Raw genomic sequence first — 19,105 nt, 5'->3', positions numbered from 1 at the left:
TGATTAATTTCAGAGAGTTGTAATTAACTGTAAGCGGTATACTGAGGTTTCTTACAATCTCGCTCGGATCCCTATCTCAGATGAGTAACCAACAGAGCGCTCGGTTATTTTGAAGTTTTCATCCAGTACATAATATGTAGGGTAAGCCTGCACTTTATACGCTTGTGCTGTGGTCTGATTACCGAGCAATACGGGCATGTCTAATTGTAGATCGCTGACAAACTTTGTTACTTCTTCAGTGGAACGATAATCCAACGCAATCGCCACCGCTTTGACTTTGCCTTGCTGATGTAGTTTATCAATATTTGGCATGCTCACTCGACATACGCCGCACCAAGGCGCAAAAAAATACACGACACTTTGTTGACCTTTAAGCTGAATAGACGAATAAGTTTGCTTGGATTGTAAAATGGGTAGGTGAAATGGCGGCGCCGTTTGCTCTCCCGAATCGGCAAGCATGTTTCTTTCTTGATAGGCTGAAACGGCGAAAAACACCAGCACAATGATGAAAGCTTGGCCAAGTAGCTTGAGCATACTAATGATCCCGTGATAACAATAGGCAACAATAAAGACCGCAGTGTAGCGATCTTTATTGCAGCGGATCAATGTATTTGAGCTTAACCGTAGGGGTTGTCGCCTAGGTAACGTTTCGCTTTTTGCTCTTTTAATTTCGCTAAGTCAACGAGTACCAGACCATCGATACAGTTATTAAAGTCGGGATCTATACTAAAGCTCAGAAAGTTCACGCCTTGCTCTTCGCAAAGCTCAGTATACTGTTTAAATAAGGTTGGTACTTGAGCACCCATATTAGCAAGAATATGTTTGAGCTCTGCGAAATCTTCTCTGATGTCATCGCCACTAAACATGTGTTGATAACGGTTAAGCTGATCATTACTTAGCTTCATTTCGTTGTTCGGCGTGGCGATACCTGCAAGGTTTGAAAAGTAATGTTGGTAGTGATAAACCAACATGGCTTTTGCTTCATCCGGTAACGCGTTTGAGAGGCTGACTGCACCAAACATATAACGGTGTTCTGGGTAGCGCTTTACGAATGCACCGATCCCATACCACAGGTAATCTAGGCTCTTGCGACCCCAGTACTTGGGCTGCACAAAGCTGCGACCAAGTTCGAGGCCTTTTTCGAAGTATGGGGCCATGGCTTCACTGTACGAAAACAAACTGTCGGTATAAAGCCCGGCTTGCCCATGTTCTTCTATCACTTGCTTGGCACTTGCAAGGCGGTAGGCGCCCACCAACTCAAGCTGTTTCGTGTCCCATAACAACAAATGGTGGTAGTGCATATCGTATTTATCGATATCGCGACGATTACCACTCCCTTCTCCCACGGCCCTAAAGGCAATTTCTCTAAGGCGTCCAAGCTCTCTAAATATCACCGAGCTGCCGGTGTATTGGTAAACGTATATTTGCATGCCATCGGGTGTTTCACCGATACATTCGCACGCTTCCACTGCCTTTTTAAGTTCTTTGCGATTTTCTGGAACTGCAATGGGGGTTTGTGTTTTGAGTGGCAGTGGCTTTTTACTGGCAAGGCGATAAAGTTGCTTGCGAATAAGCGCGACTATCTCTTTGTCTTTAAGGTTATCAATAAGATAAGATTCTGGAGGAATGCTGGCGCCTATTTCAAATTCTAGCGACTTTTGCCTTTGTTTAAACATCTCTTTGACCAATAATAAACTGGCTAAAGGCTTATAAATCATACTGGTGCCGTAAAAGAGCGGACTGTTTTTCGCTTTGATAAAAATGGGTAGAATGGGGCAGTTGGCTTTTTTAGCCATTCTTAAAAAGCCAGAGTTCCATTTGCAGTCTTTAATTCCGGTTGGGCTTAAGCGAGAAACTTCACCTGCTGGGAAGATAAGTAGCGCCCCCTCAGATTTTAAATGCTTGTGAATGTTTGCCAGCTCTTGCTTTTTACTGGTCCCTGAGAGGTTATCAACAGGCAGTAATAGTGGATGCATTGGTGTAACCGACATCAACATCCGGTTAGCAACAACCTTTAAGTCAGGCCGTACTTGCGCCAGCACTTTGATTAGTGCCAGTGCATCTAAAGAGCCAATAGGGTGGTTTGCGACGATCACCACCGGACCTTCGCTTGGGATATGCTCTATTTGCTTTGGTTTAAAGCGAGCGTCAAAATCTAACTCATCGAGCACTTGTTCAACAAACTCGAGCCCCTGCAAATGGGGGTAGGTGTCAGCAAACGCGACAAACTCTTGCTCATGCAAGAGATAACCAAGTCCTTTTTTTACTAACCCTTTTACCTTTGGGGAGTTTTCAAGTTGTGGAAGATTTGCTTCAATGACTTTATCTACACTGATCATTTTTCATCACCTGTTGGCGCTTTTTTGCAAGAGTAAAAACTATTAATGACAAGCATGTTGCATTGGTATGTCATTTATTTTGCAGTGATAGCGTATAGCGAAAATAAAGGAACGATATGGCTTTACTTATTTGTGTTACTGGTCGTAATAATGACAAGTTAGTTGCTAAGCTAGCGGCGCTGCTGCCGCAGCAAACCTTGCTTGAATGGCCCGTTGATGATGTTAGCTTATTAAAGGAGGTCGAGTTTGTGCTGGCATGGAATGCGCCAGAGACGTTATGGTCACAGCTTCCTAATTTAAAAGTTGTGCATTCTTACGGTGCCGGTGTTGATAGTATTCCGATGCAGCTATTACCACCACATGTGGAAGTTGCGCGTATCGTTGCCCCAAATTTAGCGAATGATATGGCTGAATATGTATTAGGCCAACTATTAAGTCATAAGCTTAGAGTTAGAGAGTACGGGCACAATCAATCTCAGCAAATATGGAAGCCAAGGCGCGCAAGAGCAGGTCGCACGGTTGGTATTATGGGGATGGGGCAACTTGGCCTTGCGGTCGCGCACAAGCTACACGTAAATGGATTTAACATCAAAGGTTGGTCCGGCTCTGCAAAACAACTCGACAATATTGAGCACTTCAGTGGGCAAGATGAGCTAGCTGTTTTTCTTTCGGACATCGATTATCTTGTGTGCCTTCTGCCATTGACTGAACAAACAAAAGGGATATTGAACGCCCAGCTATTTGCACTCGCGCCAGATCATTGCGTACTCATCAATGTCGCAAGAGGAGGTCATCTTAACGAGGCGGATTTACTCAATGCATTAGCGGCTGAGACGTTTGGCGGGGCTATTTTAGACGTGTTTGACACTGAGCCACTCCCTGCATCACATGCTTTTTGGCAGCAGCCAAACATTAGTATTACTCCACATGTTGCCGCATTAACCAGTTTGAATACGGCTGCTCAGCAAATTGCTAACAACTATTTAGCGATGCAGGAGGGCAAAGCACTCGTTCACTCAGTCCAGAAAAAACAGGGCTACTAATTGATTAAATGATTGTAATTAGCCACAGAGCAGAGTGTAAAGAGAATAGAATAAACTACTGTATAAAAAAACATCTTGAGTGTTTATGAATGATGCATTAATTTAACAAAAAAACAATAATAAAAAGGTCTAACCCATGAAGCAAAGTCAAGGTGGCGCGAAATTATCACTTGTTGTGGTTTCGGTTATTTTGTTAGGTGTATCAGCTTGGTTTAATCAAGCTAGTGCAAGTGAACTTCAGGGGACGACACCCACCGCAAATAGCAAATAAGCCGAGTTTTACTCGGCTTTTTGTTTTTTAGCGTTTAGCGTGACGCTCTCTATTCTCTTGTTTTTTCTCTTCACTCTTTCTTAGTAGTACGTAAGTAGAGCCGCTACCACCATGGCATTTTAATGCAGAGTGAAATGCCAACACTTGCGGCATTTCTTGCAGCCATTTATTTGTATAGCTTTTCAATACAGCGGGAAAGGGTTTACTGTTTAAACCGATACCATGTCTTAATAACAACACTCGGATGCTTTTCGCATGGCAATCGGTAACAAAGTCAAACAAGGCTTTACGGGCATCATGAAAGGGTTTGCCATGTAAGTCTAAGGTAGCATCAACTTGGTATTTACCTAATCTGAGATTTTTGTATACACCATCTTGGACGCCACTTTTTTTATAGGCGAGTAGATCGTGTGGATCTAATAGATCGACGTACTCTGTAGATAAGTAATTAGGATCAAACTCAAGTTCTTGCTCGGCGGCCTCGCGTTTTGCGAGTTGCGAAATAGTAGGTTCGTTTTTGTGACGGCGTAATTCTGCTTTTTTGTCTTGGGCGAGCGGAGTGACGTCGCCCATTGAAGCTAAAAATAGCTCTTCATCAGTCATGGCCATACTGCTTCTCCATTAACAAGCAATGATGGCCATGATTTTAGCGCACCGAAGTGAAATAGGGAACTAGTCGCTGGGAACTAGTCGCTATGAACGAGTTACTGCAAAGAACTAGTGAACTTCCAGCTGACCAAAGGTATAGACTTTGAATAGATAAAAAGTATTTATCAAAATCAAGCTAAGGTTAGAAATTACACTGGTGTTCATCAGATCAAGGCTAAACGAGATAAAAAGTACGCCACATGCGCACACAGCAGCTATTCTTAGTAGCATTTTATGGTTAATAAAAAAGGCACCAAAACCTAAAGTAAGTAATATTAAGTTAAGTAGCCAGTCGAGCTCGTTTGCCATTGTCTGTTTGGTTCTCCAAATGCGTTTAAAGGATCGCCATTATGGTGATCATTTATGCTTCATTCAACTGATAAATTTTATGATTTTCACATTAGAAATTTTAATGGATTAATGGTGGCTGAATACTTATGTAGCAGCGCTTGCATAAGTCGTTACAAATACCCAGACGCACTTTTTATTTCTTTGTGAATAGTCTCAGCTATAGTTAAGTATCTTCATGATTATCATAAACAAGTTGATGAATCAGCGCAGATTAAGAAATGCATACCTATACTTAGTTACATATGTACAAACCTAAGAGAGTTCCGCATAAGGCGATAATAAAAAGCCGTAGGCGACAAAAATAATTAAGGAAAGGCAATGAAAATGCTCAAGTACTACCTGTTTGCAAGTCTCTGTTTAGCCGCACTCACGATCCACAGTATTGGATCTTGGCTAATGTTGCCGCTTGCGTGGTTTACCGTCTCTATTTCTTTAGTTACTTTTGCTTATGCAACCAACTATCCGCACATATTTAGAAAGCACGGTACAGGCAAAATTCCTTGGTATATAACTTGGCTATTTTGGCCTTATTTAGGCTGTGTACATTTATACAATGCAATTGAAAGAGGTAGAGATGTTGTTGATGCATTTCAGCCGCTTACCGATGATTTATTTGTTGCTTGTCGGTTATTTCCAAGCGATGTGGATATGCTTAAGGCGGAAGGGATTGAAGCCATTTTAGACGTAACTGCGGAGTTTGATGGGTTAAACTGGTCAGCAGAACAGCAAGGCTTACACTACCTCAATATTCCAGTGTTAGATCATCAAGCGCCTACCTCAGAGCAGTTAGCGCATGGCATGGCATGGATAGCGGCGCAGCACGAATTAAAGCGAAAGGTTGTGGTGCATTGTGCGTTAGGTCGAGGACGCTCAGTGTTCTTTTGTACTGCTTATTTACTTGCAACCAACCCCGATTATACCGTCCGTGAAGCACTTGAAAAAATTCAAAACCGCCGTGAAACAGCAAGGTTAAACAAGCATCAGCTAAAAGGGCTGACAAAGCTACATCACAGTCAAAATTTTACCCATAGTGAGCAGGCGGCATTAGTCATTAACCCTGTATCAGGATCGGGTAAATGGTTTACCTATGAAAACGACATTGTGGGTATGCTGACGGAAAAATATAACTTATCCATTCACTTTACAGAGAAAGAGACAGATGTCGCGGCTTTGGCTAAACAAATCATGTCTGATAAACAGCCAAATATCATCATCGCAGGAGGTGGTGATGGCACATTAGCAAGTGTTGCTCATGGTGTTCATCAAAGTGATGTACAGTTTGGTATATTGCCTTTAGGTACTGCCAATTCCTTAGCGACCGTGTTACTTGGTTCACTGTCCAAAATAGATCCCATTAACCGTGCCTGTGAAGCAATTTTAGCGGGTAAAACTAAGCCTATTGATATAATGAACTGTAATGGCCGCACCGCGCTTTTAGCAGCAGCCGTTGGCTTTGGTCAGGAAATGATCGAAAAGGCTGGGCGTGAAGAAAAGAATAACTCGGGGCAATTAGCCTATATTCGAGGCCTTTGGCAGGCGGTAAGTGAGAATAAGCCTCTTAATTTTAAAGTGAGCTTTGATGGCGCTGAGCAATCTCAAATAGAATGTGTTAGTCTGGTTGTAGCGAATGCAGCACCAAAAACCACAATTCTTGCTCAAGGTCATGGAGAGCCAATCTATGACGATGGCAAACTAGATATTACGATTTTACCGGTTGAGCCGGATGGTGCGCAGAATCTTACGGTAGCCGAACTTATTTTACCTAAATTGGACGGCAAACCTTCTAATATTCGCACCGAGCAGTGCGAAAAGATAAACATAGAATTTGAACAAGAACAACACTTTGCACTAGATGGTGAAGTGCTTAGTGCAAAAAGTATTGAGATAGTGATCCAGAAACACGCGCTGAACGTAATGGTTCCGAATTAGGTATTTTGCGGCCATTCATTAGTGTGCGAGATAAAAATCAAAAGTGGAAACACTATTGGAGTATTGAGAGAGGGACTCAATTGAAAACCGTTTTATTAGTAGATGATGATCATGATTTTGCAGAGCTGGCCTGTCGCATTGTCGAATACTTAGGCCATGACGCGTGTTTAGCGAATGACTTAGCGTCGGCCAGACAATGGCTAGAAACACAAAGTTTTGATCATATCTTTCTTGATTTTATGCTGCCAGATGGCAGTGGTTTACATTTAGTTGATGAAATCAGAGCTGCAGGGATCCGTACACCAATAACTATGGTTACGGGACATCCATCAGTAAAATCAGCATTGTCGCAGCTTTGTCATGATGGGTTAAATTATCTCACTAAACCAGTTGATGCAGACGATTTTAGAAACGCATTAAGCCCTTCTAAGAACAAAGCCAAGCGAACCGAGAGTCAAGCACATTTTGGTGTGTTGCTGGGCGAGTCTGCCAAAATGAAACATCTATATAAGATGATAGAGCGCGTTGCGGGTACTGATGCTAATGTGATGTTGATGGGGGAAAGCGGTGTAGGTAAAGAAATGTTTGCCCGCGCAATTCACAATGCCAGCACAGTGACAGGGGACTTGGTTAACGTAAACTGTGGTGCAATTCCGAAAGACTTGATCGGTAGCGAACTATTCGGTCACGAAAAAGGCGCGTTTACGGGAGCAAATGCTCAAAAAGTTGGAGTATTTGAACAAGCAGAAAATGGCACTTTGTTTTTAGATGAATTAACCGAAATGCCAATAGAGCAACAGCCAAACTTGTTACGTGTACTTGAAACGCATACGGTGACACGGGTCGGTGGCACAAAGCCGATAAAAGTAAACTGTCGGGTAATATCAGCGACTAACCGTAGCGTTGAAGATATTGCTACCAATGATGTACTGCGAGAAGACATTTATTTCCGATTGGCGGTATTTCCAATCCATATTCCACCGCTGAGAGAGAGAAAAGAAGACATTCCATTGCTTGCCGAGCATTTTCTCCAAGGCTTGAATAAAAAAGGTAATAGCCAATATGTGATCAAGGCGGCGGATATGAGCCGTTTGGTTGAATATGACTGGCCTGGTAACGTGCGTGAACTCAAGCACACAATTCATCGTGCCTATATTATGGCAGATCACGATGACCATAGCTTAGTATTTGATGCGAACTTCGCTTCACCATTCGCACAGGCTAAACGTATGATGGAGCATGCGCAGCTTAATCGTACTCCAATTCCACCACAGGTGGGGACTTCAAGCAGAGCAAATGCGATTCAAGTACCAACGCCTGAAATGAAGCCTGGTAAAACGATTGAAGAAGTAGAAAGAGAATTGATCTATCAAACGTTAGAATCAGTAGAAGGTAATAAGACGCTGGCCGCGCGAATGCTTGGGATCAGTACAAAAACGCTCTACAACCGTTTAAACGCCTATGAGGGAGAAACACAGTCATAATTTCGGGGAGGAACAATGACACAACATGATCAAGGTGAGCTCGCGAAGCTAGTACACGATGCACGCAAACCTTTGAATCAAATTTCAATGAACTCAGAGTTGATTAAGCTTATTGCTGAACAGCCTGGTTCTCAGCAACAGGTGATCGAGATAGCGAATACGATTATTAAGGCAACCAAAGAGTGCAGCGAGTTGTTACAAACGCTGGTGGAGCAAGGAAATGATGAGTGAACAATGAAACAAAGTCGAATTACTTTATGAATTTGAGTAGTAAGCTTAATTTTATTTGGTTTGCGGTGGTTGTGAGCGTTGGCCTTGTCGCGTCCAATGCCCTAATCGGTTTTAACAATGTTAAAGAATTAAACCAAGTTCAAGAGAGTATCCGTAACACCAGCGAAGTGATGATGTCATTGGACAGGCTGCATATTGCGATGCTAAATGCAGAGGCTGGACAACGAGCATTTTTAATCTCAAATAAAGAAAGCGATTTGGCACCTTTTAGAAAGGCGTTGCAAAACCTTGATGAAAGTCTATCTAGGGTTGATCGTAATCACTCTGAAAGTGAAGTACAGCAGCAAAAAATCAATCGTTATGTTGAAGGTGTAAAAGCGCGATTTAAAACTTTACAAAGTACGGTAATCGTTGCGCGTAACACCGATACAGGTAATGAAAACTTATTACTTGACCGAGCTGCGGACTCTGGTGGCGACCTACGAGAAGAGTTTACTCAAATCATGGCCGCAGAAGTGGATATTCGAACCATTCAGCTTAATCAGTTAAAACGCGTCCGCAAAGAAGCACAAATGAATATCGTTGTATTTACTTTGCTGAGCGCCGTGATGATTTTTGCCATTTTGGTACTTTTAGTTGTCAATCTACGCAGCGCAAAGAAAGCAAAGAATGAGTTAGAAAAAGCGAACGATCACCTGGAAGAAAAGGTACAAGCGCGTACCGAAGCGTTAGAACATTATGCTGAAGAGTTAAACCGTAGTAACCGTGAGCTAGAAGACTTTGCATTTGTTGCCTCTCACGATCTGCAAGAGCCGCTGAGAAAGATCCGTGCTTTTGGCGATCGCATCGAAAAGAATTATGGCGAACACCTTGATGATAAGGGCAGAGATTATCTGGCTCGAATGACGAGCGCCGCGCAACGGATGTCAACGCTTATCACTGACTTGCTTGAGTTATCCCGAGTTACCACCAGAGCAAAGCCTTTTGAAGATCAGGATCTTAATCAAGTTTTACAGTTTGTGTTGGATGATTTAGAAATAGCAGTTCATGACAGTAGAGCGAGCGTAAACTCGGATGTGTTACCGACAATAAAATGTGATGCCAGTCAAATACATCAGTTGTTTTTAAATCTACTTTCCAATGCAATTAAATTCAGAGTAGAAGGGCGCAATCCGATTATTACAATCGCGGTTGAAAACAGTCAATTGATGAGTCAAGATGCCTATACCTTTGTAGTGGAAGATAATGGCGTTGGCTTTGACGTTGAATACGCTGAGAAAATATTCTCGCCTTTTCAACGACTGCATGACAGAAAAAAATATGCTGGTACTGGCATTGGTTTAACCGTGTGTAGACGTATTGTTGAGCGACACGGCGGAACGATTTCAGCGACCAGTGAAGATGGTAAAGGTGCTAAATTCACGATAACACTACTCGCTGAACCAACACCAATTATTCAGGAATTGAAGAATGAACTATAAGAAAACTCAGCCGATCCATATTTTGATGGCGGATGATGACGAAGATGATCGTTTATTGGCTCAAGATGCTCTAGAAGAGAGCCGAGTACTCAATGCGTTTCAGTTTGTTAAAGACGGGGTTGAGCTTTTGGAATACTTGAGAAATGAGGGCCAGTTTACTGATAAGCAACAGTACCCAAGACCTAACCTTATTTTACTTGACCTGAATATGCCAAGAATGGATGGTAGAGAAGCACTACAAGAAATCAAAAAAGACCCGATACTACGTTCTATTCCTGTGGTGATTTTAACGACCTCAAAGGAAGAAGAGGACAAATTGAGAGGGTATGACTCAGGCGCTGCATCTTATATTACTAAACCTGTTGATTTTGATGGTTTAGTTGATTTGATGAAACATTTAGGCAAGTACTGGATTGAAATAGTAGAGTTGCCAAACTAATCCTATCGCGCTTGTGCAAGCAAGCGCTACCTCACCCCAAGTCGCCCTATATCTGTATCAACATAACGTGGCGACCTAAACGAATTAGTATCACTTCATTTGTGGAGGCCAGTATGACAAAGGAGTCGGTCAGTGAAGTCAATGTGCTACTCATTGAAGATGACGAAGACGATTATATTTTAACCTTAGATTATTTACAGTCTATTCCTAACTTTAAATTTAATCTCGTTTGGCAAAGCCAATACCATCAAGCGCTAGAAGCACTTGAGAGCAATGGCTTCGATCTCTGCTTATTGGATTATCAATTAGGCCCACAAACCGGTTTGAGCGTGTTAAAAGAAGCGCGAGCAAGACAGGTCCATACACCGATAATCATGCTGACGGGGCAATCAGACGAAGTGTTAGATAACGAAGCCCTAAAAGCTGGTGCTGAAGACTTTGTACTTAAGTCAGAGATCAGTAGCGCACGATTTATTCGTTCCATTCGCTACGCTTTGGCACGCAAAGAGCTTGAACGTGAGCGCCTAGAGCGATTGCGTGTAGAGTCTGATAGTCGAGCAAAAGACCGCTTTTTGGCCCATTTAAGCCATGAGTTGAGAACACCCTTAACTTCTATCTTAGGTTACACTAATCTCCTCCTATCTCGGGAAGAATTGCAGAATGTTAAGCCTGAGCTTTCTATTATCAATAATAATAGTGAGCACTTACTTAACCTGTTAAACGATGTGCTTGACCTATCCAAGCTAAATGAAAATCGGTTACAGCTCAATAAACAAAACACGTGTTTGAGTAGCTTTTTAAGTGATTTGTATAGTTTGTTTAAAATGGCCGCAGCTAAGAAAGGCTTGAGTTTTAGTATCGAGGCTAAAACGCCATTGCCGCAGGATGTAAAAGTAGATAAGACGCGGTTGAAGCAGGTACTTATCAACATTATTTATAATGCGATTAAGTTCACAAGCTCCGGTTTTGTGAAGGTTGAGATAACACTACAAGCGGATGCAAAACTTGAATTCAAGGTGATTGACACGGGTATTGGTATTCCTTGCGAGAAGTTAAAACGTATATTTAAACCTTTTGAACAAGTACAAAATGTTACGACTCGTACAGACGAAGGTGCAGGTCTTGGTTTGGCTATTAGCTCGGCACTCATTAAATTGATGGGGGGGGAGCTGGCGGTTGAGTCGACTTTGGGAGAGGGGAGTGAATTTGGCTTTAGTATTGACCTTGATACTATCGATGAAATGACTCTGGCGCCATTAATGCTTGATAAGACCCACAACGCGGCTAATAACTCGCTTCCATCTGATTTGAAAGGGCATATCCTTATCGTTGAAGATATCAGTGAGATCCAAATGTTAATGCGTACCTTGATTGGTCAAACTGGCGCAACCGCTGAAATTGCGGGTGATGGTATTGAAGCGCTTGCGATGCTAAAGGATAACCCTGATAAGTATGACTTAGTCTTTATGGACTTGCATATGCCTAGAATGGATGGCCGAGACACGATTGTTGCACTCAGAGAGCGTGGTATTGACTTACCTGTTGTCGCACTGACAGCAGCAGCTCAAAAAGGCACAAAAGAGGAGTTAATGGCATTAGGCTTTAGCGATATGATGAGCAAACCTGTTAATGTCTCTGAGTTAGGAGAATGTTTAACACACTACTTGAGCGGGGAGTTGGTAGCTTCTAGCAATGACGTAGAGCAAGCTAGCGGCACATTGCAGTTTTTAGTGGTAGAAGACGACGCAGATACACGCAATCTGCTTAAGCTGTTACTTAATTCACTGCAAGTGAATGTGGTTACGGCAGAGTGCGCGCAAACTTGTTGGCAGCATTTTGTTGGTTCTGAGCGCTTTGACACGATTTTACTGGATATAGGTCTGCCCGATAAGTCCGGGCTTACGCTTGCTCGAGAAATTAAAGCACAAGATCCTAATCAGCATATTGTGATTGCTAGTGGTTTTGATCCAGAGCCGGAAAAGTTGGCTGAGTCGCAAGTGGATGAAGTGTTATTAAAGCCAATTACACTTGTGGATTTGAAAGAAATTAAAGAAAAGCTAGTTTAGATAGAGAGCCAAAGAATAGCTCAAGGAGTTAAATGATACCTTGAGCTATTCTTTGTAAAAGTACGATTTTTCTTAGTGCGCCAAACTTGCCATATTTAGCGCTGAGTGCGCCAAACATAAACATGAAGCCCAACCCTTGAGGAGAGCTAATCGCGCCGGTGAATACCTTCTTGGCTTTCACTTGGGTAAGTTGATTAAAATGTTTAGCGGTAATGAGCTTTTTCTTCTCAATCACCACTTCTTGGTGCAACTTATCAGTGATGAATTCAGCGAGCTTCGTCATTGCTAGCCTCCTGCTTCGCAACTGGGGTATAAAACCCAGACGTCAGGTCGTTAATACTATTATTAAAGAGCTTCAGCCCTGTTATGATTAGGTAATAAATCATCGCGATATTGATAGTCAGTACGATACCCGCCGAAACAAACCAACTTAGTCCCGCGTAGGTTAACGCGTAAGCAAATAACACATGCAAGCTTCCCCACACCATTGCTGTCAAGATTAGAGAAAATAGAATTAACCCGAGCGCAATACATAAGGTTTTTAGATTAGCTCTAAACTTAGCACCTAATAGGTTTAGTTGTGCTTCTGCGATTTGCTGATAGCTGTTGAATAATAGAGACACAGAATCTTTAAGCTCAGCGAGCGCTGGAGTGCGCTCGTGAGCTGCTGCTTGACGGTCTCTTATTTGAGCTTGGTCTTGCATGATTACTTATTCCTTAACAGCATAGTTGCTAACATACCAAGTGAGAATGCGATACCAGCCGTTTTTACTGGGTTTTCCGTTGCATACTTTTTCACACCTGATGTATTCCACGCACGTTCCCACTCCTTGCGCTTGGCACCAATCGCTTCACTCGAATTATGGCTTTTTTCACGTAGTGAGGTTTCAGTACGAGATGCCGAAGCGTGCAGTGAATCTACTGATGCATGCAATGTATCTGCAATTTGATCCGTAACAGGATGGCTAGAGTCTTGGCCATTTGGCTGTGGTTTAGCTGTATTGCTTGTCTGTGTTTGGTTTGCTTGATTACTCATAAACTACTCCTTATTCGTTTAGTTCACTATATAGGTTGCAAACCCTTTGCCAACTTGAAAGTTGTTTAAATTCATAAGGTTAATGTTTTCCGGTATCGTTTGTCGGTAGATGCGAAATGAAGGGTGTAAATGTTACATAGCAGAACCTACAGGGTATTGTGGTCACAAAGCTTGCAGCTTTTACATTGACTCACAACAGCGATAACCCATTCGTATCTTTTACTCAGCAGGATTACAGGGATCTGCAACAGTGGATTTTTATTTAGTAACCTTCGTGCTCGATGAGAGATTTCGACTGATGTTGGATAGGTATAAACTTCTTATTTCGAGTAACAAAGTAGCAAATTTATTACCTTGCCTATATAAATTTCGGCCTTAGCGATAGCGAGCTACGGCGGAATTACGAGTCCGGTTTTCTTGCCTTGGTTTAGTTACTTAAATGAGTAAGTTAGTATGGGATTACTATGAAGGAAGAAACAAAAAAAGCGCTACCAAGTGGTAGCGCCAAAACCAGACTCTTGTGGAAGAGCCAGGACTGAGTCAAAGGGGAAATAATTGGGAGGCTATAGAGCCAAAATTACTGCTTAAAACTGATATTCGATAGAGACGGCAGCTACGTCCATATCAGGGTCGATATTGTCTTCAAGTTCATAGCGAGTGTATTCTAACCGCATGTTAACGTTTTCATTGAGGTGAAACTCAACACCGGCACCATAGAGCCAGTCGCCACCTTCAAGGCTAGATGAAACTCGACCTACAGCTGGAATATCCGCGTAGATATCAGCATCCCACTCAAGCCAACCACCTTTTGCATACACTGAGAAATGTTCGTTTAGTGGAGCTGAAATACGTGTAGATAAAGAAATACCGTCTATTTCAGCAGAGTTGTCAATGTCACTTGCTTCGTCGAAGTTCTCATAGGCAAGTTCAAAACTCCAATATGGATTAATTTTTGTACCCACATACGCTTTTAGCATAGAAGAGTCGTCGTCGAATGAAGTGTCATTCTCACGATCTTCCCATTGGAAAGAGTATTGGCCATAGCCGATACCTGTGTAAATTTTATAATCATCTAGTCCAAAATCAGACTCCGCGTGAGCGGCTGTGGATGCAAGACCTAGAGAGGCAAGTAGCGCAGCAGCAATTGTTAATTGTTTCATCTTTACTCCTTAAATCAATATAAGTATGGGAGGGGGAAAGCCCCCCTCAAATCAAAATTGGCTTATGATTTTGTGGTAACGCGAAGGTTATCTTTTACATCTCTAACGTCATTGGCGTTTTTCGCGATTTGCACAGCAAGTTTGCGCTCTGCTTCACTACCTACATGACCATTTAGTGTTACGACTAAACCTTCCACATCAACATCGATGTCAGTACCATCTACATCTGTGTCGAACAGATAGCGAGACTTAATTACTGTTGCGATTTTTGCGTCAGTAAAACCGCTATCGCTTTCGTAATTGCGCTCTTTTTTGCGCTCATCTGACATATCTACGATAGTCAGGTCGTTTTTCACTTCTTTTACGCCATCGATACCTAGTACCAGTTCTTCAGCTAGCTTTTTATCTACTGAGTGTTCAACTTTACCGGTTAGCACTACAACGCCGTTCTTTACATCAGTGTTAATGTCAAAGTTGTTCAGTTCACCGTTGAAAAGCAGTGTTGCTTCTGCTTTACCGTCTATCCAAGCGTCACTCGCTTCTTTTTCCCAAGAGTTATCAGCAGCAAATGCTGAAGCAGTAGTAAGTGAAGATACTAGTACAGTTGCAATTAATGTCTTTTTCATAATTAAACTCCTTTAATTTCGTAGTCGAATTATCTGTTGCAGTTGTTGTGCCAACCATTAACTTATTGATAATTATGTGATTTATTTTTATAGAGTAAGTTTTAAGGAAGAATTTACCGAGAAGATGTGTAAATTAGTTTGTAATAATTACCTTTTCCATGAACGGCTAATTAATATAACTAGGAATGATTACTGCATTCTAGATTTGTCGAGTACTTAAATAGGAATATTTGATTATGAATTTAGAAAAATTCTGGACGTTAATTAATGATAAGTTAATCTCTTGGCTTGAATCCGGTGTGCAGTTACTACCGAATATGATCCTAGCCTTAATGATACTCATATTCTTCACTGTTTTGGCTAAAATATCTTCAATTTGGTTTTCAAAGGCAATTAAAAAAGCAATAAAGACAGAACAAGTGGCTTCACTTATTAGTTCCATATTTAAAGTCTCTATTATTGCCATTGGGATTTTCTTCGCTTTAGATATAGTAAAACTATCAGGTGCTGTAATGTCATTGTTGGCTGGGGCGGGGATCATTGGCCTTGCTATTGGCTTTGCATTCCAAGACATGACCGAGAACCTCATCGCTGGATTTGTGATGGGGGTCAGAAAACCTTTTATGGTCGGTGACATTATAAGAACCAAGGATTGCTTTGGCACGGTAAGCAAAATCAATTTGAGAAACACCTTAGTAGAAAACTTTTATGGCCAGCTGTCTTATATCCCCAACAAAATTCTCTTTAAGAATGAGTTACAAAACTACACTAAGCTTGGCAAGCGAAGAATAGAAGTACCAGTTGGTATCTCGTATGCGGACGACCCAGAGCAAGCCCGAGAGGTGATTGTTGAGGCAATTAACAAGCTTGATTTCGTAGTAAGCCAAAAAGAAACAGATGTCTATGCAGAGTCTTTTGGTGACAGCTCTATTAATCTATTAGTGTGGTTTTGGATAGATTACCCAGCAGATCCGGGCTTTATGGTGGTCAGGCACAAAGCAATTTGCACCATTAACCGTGTATTAGCTGATAACGATATCTTAATTCCTTTCCCAATTAGGACTATGGATTTCAATGCTAAAGGGAGCACAACCTTAAGTACGCAATTATCACAGGAATAATTTACATCTAGTTTGTAATATTTTCACCGGTCTGAAGGTGCTTAGATTAAAAAGCCTTATATAATAAAGGTTTATGGTTTGGCATTTAATCTGCATTAGTGAAAGGGACAGAAAATAATATTTGCAAAATGCACTTATTAAATATCGCAACGAAAGGAGTTATTTATGGCAGATTCAAATTACGACATGGGGCCGGTAAAAGAGCTCATCAAAGTATTAAATGGTGGTGTTGATTTTTACACTGAAGCTAAAAAGAAGCTAGATAATATCGAATTAAACCGCGTATTTGACCAAATGATTGTAGATAAAGCGCAAGCAATCTCGGATCTACAACCATTTGTTCTTATTGACGAAGGTGAAATTGAGACAGATTCAGCGCTTAGCATCGACATTCGTGAATCGTACACCAAGTTGGTTGGTATGGTGAGCACCGACAAAGAGCACACCTATATTTCTCAGCTAGAAGAAGTGGAAGACAAAGTGTTAAGCAAGCTTGATAAAGCATTAAGCAAAGATCTTCCACCTAAATGCAAGAGTGTATTACTGCAAATTCAAACCAGAATGCAAGCTTGTCACGATCAAATGAAGCAGTTGCAAGAGCTAACTGCCTAAGGAGAATGTTATGTTGAGTTGGGCTGTAATGTTTTTATTCCTAGCACTTGTCGCAGCCGTGCTAGGTTTCACTGGAATCGCTGGCGCTGCGGCAGGTATGGCGAAAATTCTATTCTTTGTGTTTATCGCCTTTATGATTATTTCGTTTATTTTTGGCAAAGCACGAGCTCCCAGGTAAAAGGGAATTAACGTACAAAAACGGTTTTAGGAGATAGATTATGAAATCAGCAATTACATTAGCAAAAGCATTTGGTTTTGTTTCAATTTTAGCACTTTTTGGTTGTAGCGAAGGTCCGGCGGAAGATGCTGGTGAGCGTTTCGATGAAACAGTTCAGGAAGTAGAAAATAGCGTGGAAGACGCGTGTGAAGATGTAAAAGAGAACATGAACGCTGAAAACGAAGAGTGTTAAGCGAAAGTGATTTCGACGTGGAATAAAAGAGGAGAAGCCGATAAAAGCTTCTCCTCTTTTTTTGTAATAGGTTTAAAAATCAAACCTATACAGTTAAGAGACACAGTTACGAAGTATGATGCATATCAATAATGCGCTGCTTAATTTGCAATTATTATTGTAATCTATGAACTTTGAGTAATACTTTATTTCTATGTTTACTCAATAAAAATCAGACTATGCTAAATAGGGTTTCAGTTAAAAGCAGATTGTTGTCGCTTTCGGGCATACCTGCTGTGTTTTTTATTCTCGCTACTATCTTTACAATTGGAACATTATCAAATCTTATCAATTACATTGACCGTATTTATGACGACAGAGTTGTACCGCTGAGGCAAATAAAAGTAGTGTCAGACAACTATGCGGTGGTTATTGTAGATACTTTTCACAAGTTACGAGGCCATCAATTATCCAACAGTGCCGCGTTAAAGCAAATCGAAGAAGCTAAAAATATCGCTGAAAAAGAATGGAGCCAATATTTATCTACAGAATTGACGAGTGAAGAGCGAAGTTTGGTGAAGCAGGTTGAATCCGCTGAGCTTGCTGTTAAACAATTACTTACCAACTACACGAGTCGTGTTAATACGAATACTTTTGAAGAAATTCCTTATGATAAATTTGTACACGATCTCTATGCCGCCTTTGACCCCCTAAGTGAAAGCTACAATGCACTAATTGAGTTACAACTTGCAGAGGCAAGTGCACTAAGAGATGTTGGCCGCTCAGAAGCCAGTGCGACAAAAACGGCGATGATTATCTCTTCCGTTACTATTGTGATCGTAATGGTGCTGATTGGTATGTTGATATTTAGGTCAATTAACGAACCACTCAGTCGTTTGCGTATGCGTATTGGCAACATTGCAAGAGATGCTGATTTAACCCAACGTGTAGTGGTTGAGGGGCAGGACGAGCTGAGTGAGATAGGAAACGACTTCAATACTATGGTGTCGAGCTTACATGAGTTAGTTACCAACCTAGTTACGATGGTGAATAGTCTGTCCTCAACATCCAATGAGCTAAATGGAATTAGTCAGTCAATTGCGGGCACTTCACAAGAACAAGAGCAGCAAACGGTAATGATCGCAACCGCAGCGACAGAAATGAGTAGTGCAATTCAGGAGGTTGCACATAATGCGATGAATACCGCGAACAAGGCCGAAATGTCAGGTCAGCTTGCAAAACAAGGGATGGATGTTATTTCGCAAAATATTCAGGCTATTGAACGCCTCGCTAGTGAAGTCGGTGATAACGCGCAGTTAATTAAAGCGTTGAATGACCAGTCGAATGAAATCAACCAAGTGGTGTTAATGATCCAAGGTGTGGCTGAACAAACAAACCTTTTGGCGTTAAACGCTGCAATAGAAGCTGCGAGAGCTGGGGAATCAGGCCGAGGTTTTGCGGTTGTTGCCGATGAAGTCAGGCAATTGGCACATAATACGCAAAAAGCCACGGAATCTATCCGAGATATGATCAGCAAGCTACAGGGCATGGCACAAAATGCCGTGTCGTCAATGGAGAATGCACAGTCGAGTGCAGCTGCAGGAGTTGATAGGGCCAATGAGTCAGCTCAAATCATGACTGATATAGACAAGGCGGTGGATGAAATCGTCGGTATGAATATTCAGGTTTCAACGGCAACGGAAGAACAAACAACGGTGGTTGCGGAAATCAGCGAAAATATTAATGATTTCAGTAGCAGTATTTCTGAAATTACTCGAAGTGCGCAGAGTAATGCAGATGTGAGTAATGACTTAGAGGCGTTAGCTGAGCAGTTAAACGGTCAAGTGTCGGTATTTAAGGTTTAATGGCAACTCGACTA

The 19,105-nt window shown here is 41.7% G+C and carries 22 protein-coding genes; 13 read left to right on the top strand and 9 right to left on the bottom strand.

The window, feature by feature from the left end; all coding sequences use genetic code 11:
• Window positions 1-51: 51 nt before the first annotated feature.
• Window positions 52-534, bottom strand: a complete 483-nt coding sequence (locus PNC201_RS12525; protein ID WP_102057877.1) for a TlpA family protein disulfide reductase — start codon at window positions 532-534, stop codon at window positions 52-54.
• A gap of 83 nt (window positions 535-617) precedes the next feature.
• Window positions 618-2,339 (bottom strand): GNAT family N-acyltransferase, encoded by a 1,722-nt coding sequence (locus PNC201_RS12520; protein WP_102057243.1) that lies wholly within the window; start codon window positions 2,337-2,339, stop codon window positions 618-620.
• A 116-nt stretch (window positions 2,340-2,455) separates the two neighbouring features.
• On the opposite strand from PNC201_RS12520, the gene PNC201_RS12515 reads away from it, so the two are divergent.
• Window positions 2,456-3,382, top strand: a complete 927-nt coding sequence (locus PNC201_RS12515; protein WP_102057242.1) for a 2-hydroxyacid dehydrogenase — start codon at window positions 2,456-2,458, stop codon at window positions 3,380-3,382.
• A gap of 136 nt (window positions 3,383-3,518) precedes the next feature.
• On the top strand, window positions 3,519-3,653 hold the full coding sequence (locus tag PNC201_RS23625) for a hypothetical protein (RefSeq protein ID WP_010378895.1): 135 nt from the start codon (window positions 3,519-3,521) through the stop codon (window positions 3,651-3,653).
• A gap of 27 nt (window positions 3,654-3,680) precedes the next feature.
• Here the strand turns inward: PNC201_RS23625 and smrA are convergent, their stop codons facing one another.
• On the bottom strand, window positions 3,681-4,262 hold the full coding sequence (smrA, locus tag PNC201_RS12510) for a DNA endonuclease SmrA (RefSeq protein WP_010606588.1): 582 nt from the start codon (window positions 4,260-4,262) through the stop codon (window positions 3,681-3,683).
• A 108-nt stretch (window positions 4,263-4,370) separates the two neighbouring features.
• Entirely contained in the window at window positions 4,371-4,610 is a 240-nt protein-coding gene (locus PNC201_RS12505) for a hypothetical protein (protein ID WP_102057241.1), read from the bottom strand.
• A 360-nt stretch (window positions 4,611-4,970) separates the two neighbouring features.
• Here PNC201_RS12505 and PNC201_RS12500 point away from each other — a divergent pair, with 360 nt between their 5' ends.
• The 6 genes from PNC201_RS12500 to PNC201_RS12475 all read left to right on the top strand — a co-directional run bounded on the left by PNC201_RS12500 (window position 4,971) and on the right by PNC201_RS12475 (window position 12,282).
• Window positions 4,971-6,581, top strand: coding sequence for a diacylglycerol kinase family protein (locus tag PNC201_RS12500; protein ID WP_102057240.1), 1,611 nt, complete (start codon window positions 4,971-4,973; stop codon window positions 6,579-6,581).
• A gap of 80 nt (window positions 6,582-6,661) precedes the next feature.
• Window positions 6,662-8,065, top strand: coding sequence for a sigma-54-dependent transcriptional regulator (locus tag PNC201_RS12495; RefSeq protein ID WP_029215868.1), 1,404 nt, complete (start codon window positions 6,662-6,664; stop codon window positions 8,063-8,065).
• A 15-nt stretch (window positions 8,066-8,080) separates the two neighbouring features.
• Window positions 8,081-8,296 carry a histidine kinase gene (locus PNC201_RS12490; RefSeq protein WP_010606592.1) on the top strand — a complete coding sequence of 72 codons (216 nt, stop codon included), beginning with the start codon at window positions 8,081-8,083 and terminating at the stop codon, window positions 8,294-8,296.
• The gene (locus tag PNC201_RS12485; protein ID WP_102057239.1) at window positions 8,293-9,777 is read left to right on the top strand and encodes a sensor histidine kinase; all 1,485 of its coding nucleotides are present in this window, start codon (window positions 8,293-8,295) and stop codon (window positions 9,775-9,777) included. Before PNC201_RS12490 ends, PNC201_RS12485 begins: the two co-directional genes overlap by 4 nt.
• Window positions 9,767-10,216: a response regulator gene (locus PNC201_RS12480; RefSeq protein WP_010606594.1), complete on the top strand. Its 450-nt coding sequence runs from the start codon at window positions 9,767-9,769 to the stop codon at window positions 10,214-10,216. The genes PNC201_RS12485 and PNC201_RS12480 overlap by 11 nt, the downstream gene beginning before the upstream one ends.
• Window positions 10,217-10,329: 113 nt before the next feature.
• On the top strand, window positions 10,330-12,282 hold the full coding sequence (locus PNC201_RS12475; RefSeq protein ID WP_102057238.1) for a response regulator: 1,953 nt from the start codon (window positions 10,330-10,332) through the stop codon (window positions 12,280-12,282).
• Between the two features lie 28 nt (window positions 12,283-12,310).
• Here PNC201_RS12475 and PNC201_RS12470 read toward each other — a convergent pair whose 3' ends face one another.
• From PNC201_RS12470 to PNC201_RS12450, 5 genes are all read right to left on the bottom strand, one after another.
• Window positions 12,311-12,565, bottom strand: coding sequence for a hypothetical protein (locus PNC201_RS12470; RefSeq protein WP_045989359.1), 255 nt, complete (start codon window positions 12,563-12,565; stop codon window positions 12,311-12,313).
• Entirely contained in the window at window positions 12,549-12,986 is a 438-nt protein-coding gene (locus tag PNC201_RS12465) for a hypothetical protein (protein WP_010606597.1), read from the bottom strand. Before PNC201_RS12465 ends, PNC201_RS12470 begins: the two co-directional genes overlap by 17 nt.
• A gap of 2 nt (window positions 12,987-12,988) precedes the next feature.
• A complete protein-coding gene (locus PNC201_RS12460; protein WP_010606598.1) occupies window positions 12,989-13,318 on the bottom strand; it encodes a hypothetical protein in 330 nt (109 codons plus the stop codon).
• Between the two features lie 584 nt (window positions 13,319-13,902).
• A complete protein-coding gene (locus tag PNC201_RS12455) occupies window positions 13,903-14,478 on the bottom strand; it encodes an outer membrane beta-barrel protein (protein ID WP_010606599.1) in 576 nt (191 codons plus the stop codon).
• A gap of 62 nt (window positions 14,479-14,540) precedes the next feature.
• The gene (locus tag PNC201_RS12450; RefSeq protein WP_010606600.1) at window positions 14,541-15,104 is read right to left on the bottom strand and encodes a BON domain-containing protein; all 564 of its coding nucleotides are present in this window, start codon (window positions 15,102-15,104) and stop codon (window positions 14,541-14,543) included.
• Window positions 15,105-15,340: 236 nt separating this feature from the next.
• Here PNC201_RS12450 and PNC201_RS12445 point away from each other — a divergent pair, with 236 nt between their 5' ends.
• The 5 genes from PNC201_RS12445 to PNC201_RS12425 all read left to right on the top strand — a co-directional run bounded on the left by PNC201_RS12445 (window position 15,341) and on the right by PNC201_RS12425 (window position 19,091).
• Window positions 15,341-16,225 carry a mechanosensitive ion channel family protein gene (locus PNC201_RS12445; RefSeq protein ID WP_010606601.1) on the top strand — a complete coding sequence of 295 codons (885 nt, stop codon included), beginning with the start codon at window positions 15,341-15,343 and terminating at the stop codon, window positions 16,223-16,225.
• 165 nt (window positions 16,226-16,390) lie between these two features.
• A complete protein-coding gene (locus tag PNC201_RS12440) occupies window positions 16,391-16,837 on the top strand; it encodes a PA2169 family four-helix-bundle protein (RefSeq protein WP_102057237.1) in 447 nt (148 codons plus the stop codon).
• A gap of 10 nt (window positions 16,838-16,847) precedes the next feature.
• A complete protein-coding gene (locus PNC201_RS12435; protein ID WP_010378934.1) occupies window positions 16,848-17,015 on the top strand; it encodes a DUF1328 domain-containing protein in 168 nt (55 codons plus the stop codon).
• A gap of 40 nt (window positions 17,016-17,055) precedes the next feature.
• Window positions 17,056-17,247: a hypothetical protein gene (locus PNC201_RS12430; protein WP_010606603.1), complete on the top strand. Its 192-nt coding sequence runs from the start codon at window positions 17,056-17,058 to the stop codon at window positions 17,245-17,247.
• A 275-nt stretch (window positions 17,248-17,522) separates the two neighbouring features.
• A complete protein-coding gene (locus PNC201_RS12425) occupies window positions 17,523-19,091 on the top strand; it encodes a HAMP domain-containing methyl-accepting chemotaxis protein (protein WP_233525172.1) in 1,569 nt (522 codons plus the stop codon).
• Window positions 19,092-19,105 lie beyond the last annotated feature (14 nt).

Source organism: Pseudoalteromonas sp. NC201, from assembly GCF_002850255.1.
Classification (GTDB): domain Bacteria; phylum Pseudomonadota; class Gammaproteobacteria; order Enterobacterales; family Alteromonadaceae; genus Pseudoalteromonas.
The sequence above is the reverse complement of the archived record's forward strand: the minus strand, read 5'-3'. Positions and strand labels throughout refer to the sequence as shown.

Coding starts and splice junctions, on each gene's coding strand:
- PNC201_RS23625 (WP_010378895.1), top strand. CDS start 3,519: ATGAAGCAAAGTCAAGGTGGCGCGAAATTATCACTTGTTGTGGTTTCG.
- smrA (WP_010606588.1), bottom strand. CDS start 4,262: ATGGCCATGACTGATGAAGAGCTATTTTTAGCTTCAATGGGCGACGTC.
- PNC201_RS12475 (WP_102057238.1), top strand. CDS start 10,330: ATGACAAAGGAGTCGGTCAGTGAAGTCAATGTGCTACTCATTGAAGAT.
- PNC201_RS12430 (WP_010606603.1), top strand. CDS start 17,056: ATGAAATCAGCAATTACATTAGCAAAAGCATTTGGTTTTGTTTCAATT.
- PNC201_RS12480 (WP_010606594.1), top strand. CDS start 9,767: ATGAACTATAAGAAAACTCAGCCGATCCATATTTTGATGGCGGATGAT.
- PNC201_RS12460 (WP_010606598.1), bottom strand. CDS start 13,318: ATGAGTAATCAAGCAAACCAAACACAGACAAGCAATACAGCTAAACCA.
- PNC201_RS12525 (WP_102057877.1), bottom strand. CDS start 534: ATGCTCAAGCTACTTGGCCAAGCTTTCATCATTGTGCTGGTGTTTTTC.
- PNC201_RS12440 (WP_102057237.1), top strand. CDS start 16,391: ATGGCAGATTCAAATTACGACATGGGGCCGGTAAAAGAGCTCATCAAA.
- PNC201_RS12455 (WP_010606599.1), bottom strand. CDS start 14,478: ATGAAACAATTAACAATTGCTGCTGCGCTACTTGCCTCTCTAGGTCTT.
- PNC201_RS12445 (WP_010606601.1), top strand. CDS start 15,341: ATGAATTTAGAAAAATTCTGGACGTTAATTAATGATAAGTTAATCTCT.
- PNC201_RS12450 (WP_010606600.1), bottom strand. CDS start 15,104: ATGAAAAAGACATTAATTGCAACTGTACTAGTATCTTCACTTACTACT.
- PNC201_RS12520 (WP_102057243.1), bottom strand. CDS start 2,339: ATGATCAGTGTAGATAAAGTCATTGAAGCAAATCTTCCACAACTTGAA.
- PNC201_RS12515 (WP_102057242.1), top strand. CDS start 2,456: ATGGCTTTACTTATTTGTGTTACTGGTCGTAATAATGACAAGTTAGTT.
- PNC201_RS12500 (WP_102057240.1), top strand. CDS start 4,971: ATGAAAATGCTCAAGTACTACCTGTTTGCAAGTCTCTGTTTAGCCGCA.
- PNC201_RS12465 (WP_010606597.1), bottom strand. CDS start 12,986: ATGCAAGACCAAGCTCAAATAAGAGACCGTCAAGCAGCAGCTCACGAG.
- PNC201_RS12470 (WP_045989359.1), bottom strand. CDS start 12,565: ATGACGAAGCTCGCTGAATTCATCACTGATAAGTTGCACCAAGAAGTG.
- PNC201_RS12490 (WP_010606592.1), top strand. CDS start 8,081: ATGACACAACATGATCAAGGTGAGCTCGCGAAGCTAGTACACGATGCA.
- PNC201_RS12435 (WP_010378934.1), top strand. CDS start 16,848: ATGTTGAGTTGGGCTGTAATGTTTTTATTCCTAGCACTTGTCGCAGCC.
- PNC201_RS12505 (WP_102057241.1), bottom strand. CDS start 4,610: ATGGCAAACGAGCTCGACTGGCTACTTAACTTAATATTACTTACTTTA.